Consider the following 14,423-nt stretch of genomic DNA (forward strand, 5'->3'; position numbering starts at 1 on the left):
ATGTGGTACGGCAAGGGCCCGGGCGTCGATCGCGCCGGCGACGCGCTGAAGCACGGCAACGCGTACGGCTCGTCGCCGCACGGCGGCGTGCTGGTCGTCGCGGGCGACGATCATGGCTGCGTGTCGTCGTCGATGCCGCACCAGAGCGACTTCGCGATGATGGCGTGGCACATGCCGGTCGTGAACCCGGCGAACATCGCCGACATGCTCGAATTCGGGCTGTACGGCTGGGCGCTGTCGCGCCATTCGGGCGCCTGGGTCGGCTTCAAGGCGATCTCGGAAACGGTCGAGTCGGGTTCGACCGTCGACCTCGACGCGCTGCAGACGCAGTGGCCGGCGCCGGCAGGCTTCACGCCGCCGGCGGGCGGACTGCACAACCGCTGGCCCGACCTGCCGAGCCTCACGATCGAGGCGCGCCTCGCCGCGAAGCTCGACGCGGTGCGCCATTTCGCGCGCACCAACAGCATCGACAAGTGGATCGCGCCGAGCGCGCAGGCGAACGTCGGTATCGTCACCTGCGGCAAGGCGCACCTCGACCTGATGGAAGCGCTGCGCCGCCTCGACCTGACGGTCGCCGATCTCGACGCGGCCGGCGTGCGGATCTACAAGGTCGGCCTGTCGTATCCGCTCGAGATGACGCGCATCGAGACCTTCGTCGACGGGCTGGCCGAAGTGCTCGTGATCGAGGAGAAGGGCCCGGTCATCGAGCAGCAGATCAAGGACACCCTGTACAACCGCACGGAAGGTGCGCGCCCGCGCGTGCTCGGCAAGCACGACGCGGTCGGCGCCTGCCTGCTGTCCGAGCTGGGCGAGCTGCGCCCGTCGCGCATCCTGCCCGTGTTCGCCGAATGGCTCGCGCGGCACAAGCCGGCGCTCGACCGCCGCGAACGCGTCGTCGATCTCGTCGCGCCGCAGATCTTGTCGAACGAGGCCGACGCGGTGAAGCGCACGCCGTACTTCTGCTCGGGCTGCCCGCACAACACGTCGACGAAGGTGCCGGAAGGCTCGATCGCGCAGGCCGGCATCGGCTGCCACTTCATGGCGTCGTGGATGGAGCGCGACACGACGGGGCTGATCCAGATGGGCGGCGAGGGCGTCGACTGGGCCGCGCACGCGATGTTCACGAACACGAAGCACGTGTTCCAGAACCTCGGCGACGGCACCTACTTCCATTCGGGCATCCTCGCGATCCGCCAGGCGGTCGCCGCGAAAGCGAACATCACGTACAAGATCCTCTACAACGACGCGGTCGCGATGACGGGCGGCCAGCCGGTCGACGGCAGCATCTCGGTGCCGCAGATCGCGCGGCAGGTCGAGGCGGAAGGCGTGTCGCGCTTCGTCGTCGTGTCTGACGAACCGGAGAAGTACGATGGCCATCACGGCCAGTTCCCGACGGGCACGACGTTCCATCACCGCAGCGAGCTCGACGCCGTGCAGCGCGAGTTGCGCGAGACGCCGGGCGTCACCGTGCTGATCTACGACCAGACCTGCGCGGCCGAGAAGCGTCGCCGCCGCAAGAAAGGCGAATTCCCCGATCCGGACAAGCGCCTGTTCATCAACGACGCGGTGTGCGAAGGCTGCGGCGATTGCGGCGTGCAGTCGAACTGCCTGTCGGTCGAGCCGCTCGAAACGCCGCTCGGCCGCAAGCGCCGCATCGACCAGTCGTCGTGCAACAAGGACTATTCGTGCGTGAACGGCTTCTGCCCGAGCTTCGTGACGCTCGAAGGCGCGGCGCTGAAGAAGGCCGCGGGCGCGGCATTTGACGAAGCGGCGCTCGCCGCGCGCGTCGACGCGCTGCCGGTGCCGGCGACGCATCTCGACGCGGCGCCGTTCGACATGCTCGTGACGGGCGTCGGCGGCACGGGCGTCGTGACGGTCGGCGCGCTGATCAGCATGGCCGCGCACCTCGAAGGCAAGAGCGCATCGGTGCTCGATTTCATGGGCTTCGCGCAGAAGGGCGGCTCGGTGCTGTCGTTCGTGCGGATCGCGTCGAGCGACCAATGGCTGAACCAGGTGCGCATCGACACGCAGCAGGCCGACGTGCTGCTCGCGTGCGACATGGTCGTCGGCGCGAGCGCCGAAGCGCTGCAGACGGTGCGTCACGAGCGTTCGCGGATCGTCGTCAACACGCACCGGATCCCGAACGCGTCGTTCGTGCAGAACCCCGACGCGAACCTGCATGCGGACGCGCTCCTCGAAAAGATGCATCACGCGGCCGGCGACGGCTACCTGTCGAGCTGCGACGCGCAGGCGCTCGCCGCGAAATTCCTTGGCGACTCGATCGGCGCGAACATCCTGATGCTCGGCTACGCGTGGCAGCTCGGCCTCGTGCCGGTGTCGCTCGCCGCGATGATGCGCGCGATCGAGCTGAACAACGTCGCGGTGCCGATGAACAAGCTCGCGTTCTCGATCGGCCGGATGTCGGCTGGCGACGCGGCGGGCCTCGACGCGTTGTGGAACGCGCGCCACACGGTGGCCGTGCACGCCGCGCCGGAGACGCTTGCAGAACTGATCGCCGATCGCGAAACGCGTCTCGACGCGTACGGCGGCGCGCGCTACGTCGAGCGCTATCGTGCGCTCGTGACGGCGGCGCGTGCGAAGGGCGACGACGCGCTGACGCGCGCGGTCGCGACGACGTTCTACCGGCTGCTCGCGGTGAAGGACGAATACGAGGTCGCGCGGCTTTACACGGACGACGCGTTCCGCACGGCGCTCGAAGCGCAGTTCGAAGGCGTGCCGGGGCAGGCTTATCGCGTGAAGTTCAACCTTGCGCCGCCGACGGTCGCGAAGGCCGGCAGCGATGGCAGTGCGCCGAAGAAGCGCGTGTTCGGCCAGTGGATGTGGCCGGTGTTCGGCATGCTGGCGCGCGTGCGCAGCCTGCGCGGCACGTGGCTCGATCCGTTCGGCCGCACCGTCGAGCGCAGGATGGAGCGCGCGCTCGCCGACGACTACGAGACGACGCTCGCCCGTGCGCTGGCCGCGATGACGGCCGGCAATGCGGTGCAAGTCACGCAGCTGGCCGACCTGCATGCCCGCGTGCGCGGTTTCGGTCACGTGAAGGTGCGCAACCTGGCCGGCGTGAAGCGCACCGAGCGCGAGCTCGCGCTGCAGCTCGGCATCGACGCGGCGACGAGCGCGGCCGTGCAGCATGCGCTCGACGAGATGAAGGGCGCCGGCATGCTGAAGGGGATCCCGGTCGTCGTCGCGAAGTAACGCGAACGCGGGCGGAGGTGAAAACGGCGACGCTGCGGCGTCGCCGCTTTTTTATGGGCGGCCGTGTGCGAGTATCGGCCGGCCCGTCAAAGAATGCCTTTCTTGCGCGTCGACAGCGCGGTTTCCGACAGGTCGATCTCGCGGATCAGCTTCGTCAGCGTCTCGTCGGAAATCTTGCTGTCGCTGCGCAGCCGGTACAGCACCGAGCGCTCCGCGCGGATCGCGGCGATCCGCATCTGCAGTTCCATCGTTTCGCTCTGCTTCGCTTCGGCGCGCGGCGTGGGGCCGTCCTCGGCGAGCGCGGCGAGCCGGCGGCGGTACTGGTCCATCACGCGCGCGGAGATGTCCGCGCAGCGCGCGGCGCCCGATTCGTCGAGATCGGCCGAGATCGCGTCGTGCGACGAGTCGATCGCGCGGATCGCAGCCTGCGCGGCCGCCGAGCGCGCGGTGCGCTCCTCGTCGGCGAGCGGGTTGCGCGACGAGCGCACGCCGCGCAGCAGCAGCGGCAGGCCGATCACCGCGACGACGAGCGAGCCGAGGATCACGGCCGACGCGACGAAGATCGCCGTGTCGCGCCCCGGCAGCGGCGCACCGTCGGCGAGCGCGACCGGGATCGACAGCACGCCGGCGAGCGTGACCGCGCCGCGCACGCCGCCAACCGTCATCACCGCGATCGTGCGCACGCCGGCCATCGTGCCCGCGAGGCCCTGGCGCGCGGCGCGGCGGCTCGCGATCCAGCGCAGCAGCCAGACCCACAGGAAGCGGATCGCATACAGCGCGAGCATCATCGCGCACACGTTGAAGATCATCCGGCCGACGAGCGCGTCGCTCGTATGGTGCGCGTCGACGAGCGCGCGGCCGATGATGTGCGGCAGCTGCAGCCCGAGCATGATGAACACCATGCCGTTGAACACGAACTCGATCATCGCCCACGTGCTTTCGGCACGCACGCGCGACGCGACGGTGCTTTTGCGCGAGAAGCTCGTGTAGTTCATCATCATCCCGGCCGACACGGCCGCCAGCACGCCCGACAGGTCGAGATGCTCGGCGAACAGGTAGGCCGCGAACGGCACGAGCAGCGTCATCACGATGCCGGGGGCCGGATCGCCTTCCTGCTCGGCGTTCAGGAAGCGCGTCGACAGCGCGCTGAACACCCACGACACGATCGCGCCCGTCGCGAGCCCGCCGGCGGCGACGATCACGAACGTGACCGACGCGGCCCGCAGCGAGAACATGCCCGTCAGCGCGGCCGCGATCGCGAACTTCAGCGCGACGAGGCCCGACGCGTCGTTCATCAGCGCCTCGCCTTCGAGGATGTGCATCAGCTGCGGCGGGATCCGTCCCTTGCCGGCGATGCCCGCCAGCGCGACCGCGTCGGTCGGCGACAGCACGGCCGCGAGCGCGAACGCGATCGGCAGCGGCAACTCGGGAATCAGCCAATGCGCGAAGTAGCCCACTGCGAGTACCGTCATGAACACGAGCCCGAATGCGAGCATCAGGATCGCGCGGCGCTGCAGGTACAGCTCGCGTTTCGGAATCCGCCAGCCGTCCGCGAACAGCAGCGGCGGAATGAACAGCAGCATGAAGATTTCGGGATCGAACGCGACGTGCAGGTTCAGCTTCGGCCACGCGAGCATCGCGCCGAACACGATCTGCATCAGCGGTAGCGGCAGTTGCAACGGCAGCAGGCGCGTGACGGCGCCGGACAGCGCGACGGTCAGCAGCAGGATCAGGACGGTGAAGACGATTTCCATCGATACGGCGAATACGGGGAATGAAACGATCGTACGGAGTGTAGCGTGCCGGCGTGACGGGTGCGTTCGAGCGGTCGGTGCGTGCGCACGAAAATGGTGCATCGGACGCGCGCCACGGTGGTGCGGCAGTCCGGCGCGCCCGCACGGCATATGGGCTGAACGCACCTTGCACGGAGCTTGCTTGATGCAGGTCAGCCGTCCGGCATCGACCGGGCAACCGAGGGTCCAACCATGACATTGCACGCGCCGTCCGTTTCGTCGGCGGCCGCGTTCAAGGGCATCACCAGGAGGAACGCATGACGATCGTGCAACAGGAGCGTCCGGCCGCCGCGTCGCCGTACCGGTTCGAGCGGGAGATGAGCTCCGGCCTCGAACGTCTGGCGACGCAACATCGCGACCTGACGCTCACGACCGTGTTCCAGCCGATATTCAGCCTGTCGCACCAGCGTGCGGTCGGCTACGAGGCGTTGTTGCGCGCACACGATGCGCTCGACCGCGCCGTGTCGCCGCTCGACGTGTTCGGCGAAGCCGCGCGCCAGGGCGAGCTGCTGCAGCTCGACCGGCTCGCGCAGGCGCTGCATCTCGAGAACTTCGCGCTGCTCGGCGCCGAGCGCGAGTGGCTGTTTCTCAACGTCCATCCGGGCGTGCTCACCGATCCGTTCCAGGCGGCCGCGCTGCTCGCGAACCTGAAGCGGCTCGGCATGCCGCCGCGCCGCATCGTGCTCGAAGTGCTCGAACAGCGCGCGGACGACGTCGAGCGGCTCGCCGAGGCCGTGCGCGAATTCCGCACGCATGGCTTCCTGATCGCGCTCGACGATTTCGGCGCGGGCCACTCGAACCTCGAACGGATCTGGCAACTGAACCCGGACATCGTGAAGCTCGACCGGATCATGCTGTCGCACGCGGCGCACCGCACGGGGCTCACCGCGATCCTGCACGGGCTCGTGACGCTGCTGCACGAGGCCGGCAAGCTCGTGCTCGTCGAAGGGATCGAGACCGAGCACGAGGCGCAGATCGCGCTGTCGTGCGAGGCCGATTTCGTGCAGGGCTACTACTTCGGCCGCCCGGCGCCCGGGCTGCCCGACAGTGCGGCCGCGACGGGCTGCATCGGCGAGCTGACCGAGCGCTTTCGTCAGCAGACCGAAGTGCGCGAGCGGCGCGATGCGCAGCGGCTCGCGCCGTACCTGCGCGCGTTCGAGCGCGCGGCCGAGCGTCTGGCGTCCGGCGAGCCGCTCGACGAAGTGTGCTGGAATTTTCTCGCGCTCGACGCGGCCGCGCGCTGCTTCCTGCTCGACGCGCACGGCCGGCAGTCGGGCCGCAACGTCGTGCTGCGCGCCGATCGCGCGCTGAGCGAGGCGCGCTTCTCGCCGCTCGCGGACGCGCAGGGCGCGAACTGGCTGCGCCGGCCGTATTTCCGCTCGGCAATCGCCGAACCGGGGCGCGTGCAGGTCACGCGGCCGTACCTGTCGATCAACGAGGCGCAGCCGTGCGTGACGCTGTCGGTGGCGGTGCGCGTCGGCGATGCGCAGCGCGTGCTGTGCGGCGATATCGACTGGGCCGACGACGAAGCGGACGCCGGTTAGCGCCGCCTGCGGTGCGTGCGGCGATCCTGGCGACCGGAACGCCCCGGCGCGGGCCGGCCGTTGCATTCGCCGCGCGCTTCCCCGAGAATGGCCCGATCGCGGCCGTCGTGACCGCGATCGCGCCGTCCCGGGGGCCACCATGGCGGCGAATAAAAGGACAACACAATGAAAAGACCGATTTCGCTGACCATCCTCGCGTGGATCATCATCGTGACCAACGCGATCACGTGCGTCTATACGCCGTTCTCGATCGGCATGCCGACCACCCAGGCGCTGCTGTCGCACTACCTGCTGCCCGTCTGGGCGACGCTCGGCGTCAGCGTGATCATCGAAGCCGCGAACGTCGTGATCGGCATCGCGATCCTCAAGGGCCGCGAGTGGTCGCGCAAGGCTTACATCGCGACGTCCGGGTTCGGTTTCGCGTTCTCGTTCGTCAACATGCCGGCGTCGATGTTCGCGGTGCTGATTCCCGGCTTCCTGCTGTTCGCGCTGTTCATCTACCTGCTGTTCCGGCGCCCGGCGACCGCGTATTTCCGCCAGTCGCTCGCATGAGCGTCGTGCGCAATGCGCTGGCGATCGTGCTGTTCACGATCGCGGGCATGTGCGTGATTACCGCGCAGATGGGCGCGTTCATGCGGGTCGGCCATACGGGCATGATGTCCGGATTCGTCGCCGCGCTGTTCGCGTTTTCGGCCGTGCTTTTCGCCGCGGGTGCATTCGCCGGTGCGTTCCGGCCGCGCGCGCGGGGCGCGGGCATTGCGCTGCTCATCGCCACCGCGACCACCGCGCTCGGGATGATGGGCTGGGCGTCGTTCATGCTGGCGCCCGGGATCGTCGACGTGATGCAGCAGCAGGGCCTCGACCTGAACGCTCGGATGTTCCGGTTCGCGCCGGGCGCCGTGGTGACGGCCCTGTCCGCGCTGGCCGGCATGTGGCTCGTGCGGCGCGGCTGACGCGCGCGGCGCCCGGTACGCTGGCGCCCGTCACGCCGCTCGGCTAGGATGCGCGAATTGTCCTGACGAATCGCGAGCCGCCGATGAACCGAAACGCTGCTTCCTCCGTCCTCCTCGAGGTGATCGCCACGACCGTCGGCGATGCGAAAGCCGCCGCCCGCGCGGGCGCCGACCGCCTCGAACTCGTGACCGCGATCACCGAAGGCGGGCTGACGCCGAGCGTCGGCCTGATCGAGGCCGTCGTGGCCGCCGTGCCGATTCCCGTCAACGTGATCGTGCGCCCGCACAGCCGGTCGTTCGTCTACGACGCCGACGATCTGCGCGTGATCGAGCGCGACGTGCGCGCGGCCGTAGCGGCCGGCGCGAACGGCGTCGTGTTCGGCGCGCTCGACGCGCGCGGCGACATCGATCTCGGCGCGCTGGCCCGCATCGCGGCCGCCGCGGATGGCCGCGCGCTGACGTTCCACCGTGCGTTCGACGTATCGCGCGACCTCAACGCCGCATTCGACGCGCTGCTGCGCGTGCCGGCCGTCACGTCGGTGCTGACGTCGGGCGGCCATCCGTCGGTGCTCGACGCGGCCGCGACGATTGCGCGGATGGTGCGGCAGGCCGAAGGCTCGACGTGCACGGTGCTTGCCGGCTCGGGGCTCACGGTCGACGCAGTCGGCGATTTTGTCCGCGCCACCGGTGTGCGCGCGGTGCATTTCGGCTCGGGCGTGCGGCCGCGCGGCGAGGTGCTGGCGGGCGTCGACGTGCAACTCGTCGAAAGGGTGCGCGCGGCGCTCGACGGCGCGGCGTCGCACGTGTGACACGCGTGTAACGCGCACGGCCGCCGCACGCGCGTGCCCGACACGCAAAGACACCACCCGGGAGAGAGGGCCGCATGACGGACGCAACACACGACACGCAGGGCGGCGCGGACGATGACGGCGCGCCGGGCTGGGAAGCGATCGACGGTGCGCTCGCGCGCCTCTATCCGGGCCAGGAGCCGAAGCACTACGGCACGCTGATCAAGTGGCGGCTCGGTGGCCCCGATCCGCTCGACGGGATCAGCGTGTGGAAGCGCGCGGAACCCGTGCCGCACTGGCATTTCGTCACGTACGGGTTGAGCGAGCTGTATGCGAAGGAGTCCGACGATCCGGCCGTCAGCGGCTTCGGGTTCGAGCTGACGATTCGCGTCGCCTGCGATGCCGGCGATGAAGCGCCGCCGCGCTGGGCGTTCAGCTTCCTGCAGAACCTCGCACGCTACGTGTTCCAGAGCGGCAACGCATTCGACGACGGCCACTGGATGACGGCCAATGGCCCGATCGCGCTCGACACCGACACGGCGCTCTGTTCGATGGGCTTCGCGTTCGATCCGGAACTGCCGGCGATCGACACGCCGCACGGCCGCCTGGCGTTCCTGCAGATCGTCGGGCTGACGCTCGACGAGGAGCGTGCCGCGAAGCGCTGGCGCACGCGCGCGCTGCTCGACACGCTGCTGCCGCACCTGCCGCTGTGGGTGACCGATCTCGTCCGCGCGTCGCTGCTCGAGCGCGCGGACGTGCGTGCGCAGGTCGACGCCGGCACGCAGCGCGACGGCTCGGCGAGCGGCTACCTGTTCACCGACGTGCTGGGCTGGGAAACGCGCAAGCGGCTGCTGCGCGCGCCGGTCGTCGAGATTACCGTCGGCGCACGGCAGGTCGACGAACTCGTCATGCTGTTGCCGTTGCGGCTGCCGTTCGACCGGCCGTTCCGGCTGGTCGGTCACGACGGCGCGGTGCGGTTCGTGCGCGGCGACGCGAACGGCGTGACCGACGAGGACGGCACGCTGACGCTGCAGCTCACCGACGCGACCGTCCACGCACTGGCGCGCACGCTGCAGCCGCGCGCCGGCGAGTATGCGGTCGACGGGCTCGACGGCGTGCGCTGGCGTGTCGAGAAGACCGTGATCCGCGACGCGCAGGGCAACGCGGTGCAGACGATCGGGTGACACGCGGCGGCGCACGTTGGCGCTACGTCTTCACCGTCACGTATTGCGCACGAACCAGGTTCGTTTCGCGGTGCCCAGCAACGTGCGATAGACCGCCCACGACACGACGAAAGTCGCAGGCGCCGACAGTGACGCGGCGAACCCCGTTGCCTGGTTCAGCGCGAGTCCCGCGAACGCGCCGGAGAACCACGCGGTCAGCCCGCCCGGGTTGAACGTCGGCACATGCGCGTCGCGGCATTCGACGTCGTCGCCGACGAGCTGCCCGTAACGCGCCGACAGGATGTGCGCGAGCGCGACGCCGACCCACGCGACGACGAAGATGCCCTGGTACGCGAGCGCCTGCAGGATCCGGGAGAAGATGTCTGCCATCATCAGCGCATAGACGACCGCGCCGACCACGAGCGCCCAGACGAATTTCGGCGCGCGCAGGCCGGCCACTTTCAGGAAGAACGCCTGCATGTTGACGGTCGCGAGGTAGTAGTTCGCGGTGTTGATGCGCGATTGCGTGACCCACACGAACAGCAGCCCCCACAGCCCCATCAGCTTCAGCAGCGCGAGCACGACCGACACTTCGGATAGCGTACCGAGCCCCGGAATCGTACTGACGAGATAAATGCCGGCCGCGCCGTTGACGAGGAACGTGACGAGATAGAACGGCATCCCGAAGTTGAAGCGGCCATGATAGTCGGCGTCTTCCTTGCGCCCGAAACGCGCATAGTCGAACGTGAACATCATCAGCACCCACACGCCCATGTAGTAGACGAAGCAGTGCCACCAGCCGCCGGCCGGTGCACCGCCGGCGGGGCCGAAATCGAGCCACGCGGCGTGGTAGCCGTACTCGGCCGTCGCGAGCCCGACGGCCGCGAGCAGCCCAAGCAGGTAGAACGGCAGCAGCACGCCGTTGAACTTGTCGAGCCAGTGCTGCACGCTGCCGAACACGAGCGGCACGCTGTAGCAAACGACGATCAGCGCGGCCCACTTGTAGTCGAGCGCCGGAAACTGGTGGTGCGCGGCGACCGCGATCACCGAGCCTTCGAATACCGCGTAGTAGATCGCCGTCGCGAAGAAGATCAGCGTCGCGAGTGCCGCGCCCGCGCTGCCGAACAGCACGCGCGAGAACAGCGCGACCGACAGGCCGGTGCGGATCGCGTAGCGGCTGATGATCGAATTGACGACGCCGTACGACACGACCGACAGCGCCATCCCGATCAGCGCGTTGCGCGCACCGTAGGTGAGCGCGAGCGTCGCGCCGACGACGATGTAGAACACCGCGCTGCACACGGCCCACCACGCCATCGTCAGCGAAAAGGGCGGCATGCGCGCGTGATCGGGAATGGCGAGCGTCGACAGGTCGAGATCCTCGTCGGTGCGTGCCTGAGCCAGGTTGGCCATGATCGTGCTCCTCGATGAGCAAAATTGCGAACGACGTCTCGGCCGCGGCACATGCGATCCGCAGGGCTGCCCCGACGTCGGGCGGGCAACCGGTCCGGCAGAAAAAACGCGCAAGCGTCCCCGCCGCGCGGCGCGTGGCCGCGCGGGCGGGAAACGGATAGCGAAAAGCGGAGCGCGTGAAGCGCAGGCGGCGTGCGGCCGCAAACAGCGCCCGGCGCGACGGCCGGGCGCGCGGCGCTCAGTCCCGCAGCACGGCGCGCAGCAGCGCGAGGCGTCGCTGGTATTCGCGGCGCGCCGCGAGCGCATCGGCCATCGTCACGCGTATGAAGCGCGCGCGGTGGTTCGGCTGCATCTGGCCGATCAGGTCCATGTCGGCGCTGATGACCGTGCCGATCGTCGCATAGCCGCCGCCCGACACCGCATCGCGATGCAGGATGATCGGCTCGAGTCCGGCCGGCACCTGGATCGAGCCGATCGGGTAGCACGCGTCGACGATGTTCGACGGATCGGCGCCCGCGCCGAACGGTTGCTCGCGCGGCCGGAACTGCAGCGGGCGGCCGTTCCTGTAGCGGTAGCCGATGCGATCCGCTTCGGGCGCGACCGTCCATTCGTCGTCGAAGAACGTCTGCGCCGATGCGTCGGTGAGCCGGTAGTGGTACAGGCCCGGCAGCACGCGCAGCTCGACCTGGCTGTCGAGCGGCCGACTCACGGCCGCCGGCAGTTCGCGCCCCTCGCGGTGGGTGCCGTGCGCGGCGCCGATCGGCAGCCGGTCGCCTTTCTGCAGACGCCGGCCCGCATGGCCGCCGATCGCGCCGAGCGCATACGTCGAACGGCTGCCGAGCACGACCGGCACGTCGATGCCGCCCGCGACGGCGAGGTACGCGCGCGCGCCGCCCTTCACGTAGTGGAACGACAGCACGCTGCCGGCGCGGATCCGCAGCGCGACGTTGCAGCGCTGCCCGACGCCGTCGATCTTCGGCGTCATCTCGGCGCCGGTGACGGCGATCAGCGCGTCGACATGGAACATCAGCTCGGGGCCGAGCAGCGTGCATTCGAGCACGGCCGCCTGTTCGGGATTGCCGACGAGCAGGTTCGCCGCGCGCGACGCGTACTGGTCGAGCGCGCCCGACGGCGGAATGCCGACGTGGTAATAGCCTTGCCGGCCCGTGTCCTGGACCGATGTCGCGAGGCCGGGTTTCACGACCTCGATCACGTTGTGCGCGTCAGCTTGCATGCAGCACCTCGACGAGAGAGCGGTTGTACGCGTCGGGATCGCGCAGGAATGCGTCGAGCGAGAACTTCACGGGGCGCACGCGCAGGGAGAAGGTGCCGGCATCGACCGCCGCGACGGCGGCGTCGTACGCCGCGCGGTCGATCGGCGTGAACTTCACGATGTCGCCGGGCCGGAAGAACACCATGAAATCGTGCAGGTAGTCGAGCCGCTGCGCGGGATCGAAGATCGGCGCCGGCGTCACGCCGAACATCTGGTAGCCGCCCGCGCCGCGCACCGAATAGATGCAGCCGAAACAGCCGCCGTGGCCGACGGTGAGCTTCGGCGTGTCGGTGCGCGGCCGCAGGTATTTCGGCACTTCGAGCTGGCGCGCGCGCTCGACCATCTGGTACATGAACGGCAGGCCCGCGACGAAGCCGACCATCGACACGAACCATGGCGAGCCCGAATGCGCGGCGATGAATTCGTCGACGCTTTGCTTGCCGTTGATGCGCGCCGCATATTCGAGATCGGTTGACGACGGATCCTGGTGGCGCTCGCGAAACCGCATCAGCGTTTCATGCGTCCACGGATCGTTGTAGAGCACGGGTATTTCGACGATGCGCGTGTCGAGTTCGAGCGATGCTTCGCCGACGTCGGCCTCGATCGTCTTCAGCAGCGCGACGAGCGCGTCGGGATCGATCACGTCCGGGTCGTAGCGCACCTGGTAAGACGCGTTCGCCGGACAGATCTCGGTGATGCCCGGCACCGCGCGCCGTTGCAACTCGCGCGTGATTGCCGTGCCCTTGAAGAACGCGTCGAGCGACATGGCTTCGCCGATTTCGACGAACACGAACTCGTCGCCGCCGAACGTATAGCGGGTCGTCACAGGGCCTCCCCGACGCGCATGGCGTCCTCGGTTGCAGGCTCGCGCGCGGCGTCCGTCGCGGCTTCGCGCCACTGCGGCATCCACGCTTCGAGAAAATTCGTGTGGTAGCGTCCGGCGCGCACGTCGTCGTCCGCGAGCAGCGCCACGTGCAGCGGCGCGGTGGTCTTCACGCCGCCGACGCGCAGTTCGCCGAGCGCGCGTGCGAGCCGTTGCAGCGCGGCCGCGCGGCTCTCGTCGTGCACGATCAGCTTCGCGAGCAGCGAATCGTAGAACGGCGGCACGACGTAGCCCGGATAGAGCAGCGAATCGACGCGCACGCCGGGGCCGGTCGGCCACTCCAGTGCATCGATCCGGCCGGGATTCGGGCGGAAATCCTGCAGCGGGTCCTCTGCGTTGATCCGGCATTCGAGCGCCGCGCCGCGCATCGCGATGTCCTGCTGCGCGAAGCGCAGCGGTTCGCCGTCGGCGATGCGCAGCGTCTCGCGCACGAGATCGATGCCGGTGATCGCCTCGGTCACCGGATGCTCGACCTGGATGCGCGTGTTCATCTCGATGAAGTAGAACTCGCCGCGTGCGTCGTCGAACAGGTATTCGAGCGTGCCCGCGCTGCGATAGCCGACTTCGCGCGCAAGGCGCGTCGCCGATGTGCACAGTGCGTTGCGCTGCGCCGGTGCGAGCGACGGCGACGGCGCTTCCTCGAGGATCTTCTGGCGGCGGCGCTGCAGCGAACATTCGCGCTCGAACAGGTGGACGACGTCATGCCCGTCGCCGAGCACCTGCACCTCGATGTGCCGGGCGCGCGCGATGAAGCGTTCGAGATAGACGCCGCCGTCGCCGAACGCGGCCTGCGCCTCGCGCTGCGCGAGCGGCAGTTCGGCGTCGAGCTGCACGGCGTCGTGCGCGACGCGGATGCCGCGCCCGCCGCCGCCCGCCGCCGCCTTGATCATGATCGGGTAGCCGATGCGCGCGGCGACTTCCCGCGCTTCGTCGAGCGACTGCACGACGCCGTCGCTGCCGGGCACCGTCGGCACGTTCGCACGCCGCGCGGTGTCGCGGGCGCGCGCCTTGTCGCCCATCGTCGCGATCACCTGCGAATCCGGGCCGACGAAGATCAGCCCGGCCGCCTCGACCTGGGCGGCGAATGCGGCGTTCTCCGACAGGAAGCCGTAGCCCGGATGGATCGCGTCCGCACCGCATTGCCGCGCGGCGTCGAGGATCGCGGCGGGATTCAGGTAGCTCTTCGCCGCGTGCGACGGGCCGATGTGGATCGCTTCGTCGGCCATGCGCGCGGCGAGGCTGTCGCGGTCCGCGTCGCTGACCACGGCGACCGCGCGCATGCCGAGCTCGCGTGCCGCGCGAATCACGCGCACCGCGATTTCGCCGCGGTTCGCGACCAGTACGGTTCGGATCCGCGACGGGCGATAGAACGTGCCGGAGGAGATTGCCGGATTCATCGC

11 protein-coding genes are annotated in these 14,423 nt (G+C 69.3%); 6 read left to right on the forward strand and 5 right to left on the reverse strand.

Going from position 1 to position 14,423, the window contains the following annotated elements; genetic code table 11:
* Positions 1 to 3,213: indolepyruvate ferredoxin oxidoreductase family protein (locus VL15_RS36480; protein WP_048251661.1), on the forward strand; the 3,213-nt coding region annotated here is incomplete at its 5' end.
* 86 nt (positions 3,214 to 3,299) lie between these two features.
* Here VL15_RS36480 and VL15_RS36485 read toward each other — a convergent pair.
* Positions 3,300 to 4,967, reverse strand: a complete 1,668-nt coding sequence (locus VL15_RS36485) for a Na+/H+ antiporter (RefSeq protein ID WP_048251662.1) — start codon at positions 4,965 to 4,967, stop codon at positions 3,300 to 3,302.
* A gap of 296 nt (positions 4,968 to 5,263) precedes the next feature.
* Here VL15_RS36485 and VL15_RS36490 point away from each other — a divergent pair, with 296 nt between their 5' ends.
* From VL15_RS36490 to VL15_RS36510, 5 genes are all read left to right on the forward strand, one after another.
* On the forward strand, positions 5,264 to 6,550 hold the full coding sequence (locus tag VL15_RS36490) for an EAL domain-containing protein (RefSeq protein ID WP_048251664.1): 1,287 nt from the start codon (positions 5,264 to 5,266) through the stop codon (positions 6,548 to 6,550).
* 165 nt (positions 6,551 to 6,715) lie between these two features.
* On the forward strand, positions 6,716 to 7,102 hold the full coding sequence (locus VL15_RS36495; RefSeq protein ID WP_048251666.1) for a hypothetical protein: 387 nt from the start codon (positions 6,716 to 6,718) through the stop codon (positions 7,100 to 7,102).
* Positions 7,099 to 7,503, forward strand: a complete 405-nt coding sequence (locus VL15_RS36500) for a hypothetical protein (protein WP_048251667.1) — start codon at positions 7,099 to 7,101, stop codon at positions 7,501 to 7,503. Before VL15_RS36495 ends, VL15_RS36500 begins: the two co-directional genes overlap by 4 nt.
* Before the next feature lie 83 nt (positions 7,504 to 7,586).
* Positions 7,587 to 8,312: a copper homeostasis protein CutC gene (locus VL15_RS36505; protein ID WP_048251668.1), complete on the forward strand. Its 726-nt coding sequence runs from the start codon at positions 7,587 to 7,589 to the stop codon at positions 8,310 to 8,312.
* A gap of 74 nt (positions 8,313 to 8,386) precedes the next feature.
* The gene (locus tag VL15_RS36510; protein WP_048251669.1) at positions 8,387 to 9,475 is read left to right on the forward strand and encodes a suppressor of fused domain protein; all 1,089 of its coding nucleotides are present in this window, start codon (positions 8,387 to 8,389) and stop codon (positions 9,473 to 9,475) included.
* Positions 9,476 to 9,511: 36 nt separating this feature from the next.
* On the opposite strand, the gene VL15_RS36515 is transcribed toward VL15_RS36510, so the two are convergent.
* From VL15_RS36515 to VL15_RS36530, 4 genes are all read right to left on the reverse strand, one after another.
* Positions 9,512 to 10,867 (reverse strand): purine-cytosine permease family protein, encoded by a 1,356-nt coding sequence (locus VL15_RS36515; RefSeq protein WP_048251670.1) that lies wholly within the window; start codon positions 10,865 to 10,867, stop codon positions 9,512 to 9,514.
* A gap of 238 nt (positions 10,868 to 11,105) precedes the next feature.
* Positions 11,106 to 12,101 (reverse strand): biotin-dependent carboxyltransferase family protein, encoded by a 996-nt coding sequence (locus VL15_RS36520; protein WP_048251671.1) that lies wholly within the window; start codon positions 12,099 to 12,101, stop codon positions 11,106 to 11,108.
* Entirely contained in the window at positions 12,091 to 12,966 is an 876-nt protein-coding gene (locus tag VL15_RS36525; RefSeq protein WP_048251672.1) for a 5-oxoprolinase subunit B family protein, read from the reverse strand. The genes VL15_RS36520 and VL15_RS36525 overlap by 11 nt, the downstream gene beginning before the upstream one ends.
* Positions 12,963 to 14,420 carry an acetyl-CoA carboxylase biotin carboxylase subunit gene (locus VL15_RS36530; RefSeq protein WP_048251673.1) on the reverse strand — a complete coding sequence of 486 codons (1,458 nt, stop codon included), beginning with the start codon at positions 14,418 to 14,420 and terminating at the stop codon, positions 12,963 to 12,965. The genes VL15_RS36525 and VL15_RS36530 overlap by 4 nt, the downstream gene beginning before the upstream one ends.
* Positions 14,421 to 14,423: the final 3 nt, after the last annotated feature.

This window comes from Burkholderia cepacia (assembly GCF_001039005.1).
Taxonomy (GTDB): Bacteria; Pseudomonadota; Gammaproteobacteria; order Burkholderiales; family Burkholderiaceae; genus Burkholderia; species Burkholderia theae.

Bases quoted from the DNA above. Each gene is read 5' to 3' on its own strand.
- VL15_RS36485 (WP_048251662.1), bottom strand. From the start codon at position 4,967: ATGGAAATCGTCTTCACCGTCCTGATCCTGCTGCTGACCGTCGCGCTG.
- VL15_RS36490 (WP_048251664.1), top strand. From the start codon at position 5,264: ATGACGATCGTGCAACAGGAGCGTCCGGCCGCCGCGTCGCCGTACCGG.
- VL15_RS36495 (WP_048251666.1), top strand. From the start codon at position 6,716: ATGAAAAGACCGATTTCGCTGACCATCCTCGCGTGGATCATCATCGTG.
- VL15_RS36500 (WP_048251667.1), top strand. From the start codon at position 7,099: ATGAGCGTCGTGCGCAATGCGCTGGCGATCGTGCTGTTCACGATCGCG.
- VL15_RS36505 (WP_048251668.1), top strand. From the start codon at position 7,587: ATGAACCGAAACGCTGCTTCCTCCGTCCTCCTCGAGGTGATCGCCACG.
- VL15_RS36510 (WP_048251669.1), top strand. From the start codon at position 8,387: ATGACGGACGCAACACACGACACGCAGGGCGGCGCGGACGATGACGGC.
- VL15_RS36515 (WP_048251670.1), bottom strand. From the start codon at position 10,867: ATGGCCAACCTGGCTCAGGCACGCACCGACGAGGATCTCGACCTGTCG.
- VL15_RS36520 (WP_048251671.1), bottom strand. From the start codon at position 12,101: ATGCAAGCTGACGCGCACAACGTGATCGAGGTCGTGAAACCCGGCCTC.
- VL15_RS36530 (WP_048251673.1), bottom strand. From the start codon at position 14,420: ATGAATCCGGCAATCTCCTCCGGCACGTTCTATCGCCCGTCGCGGATC.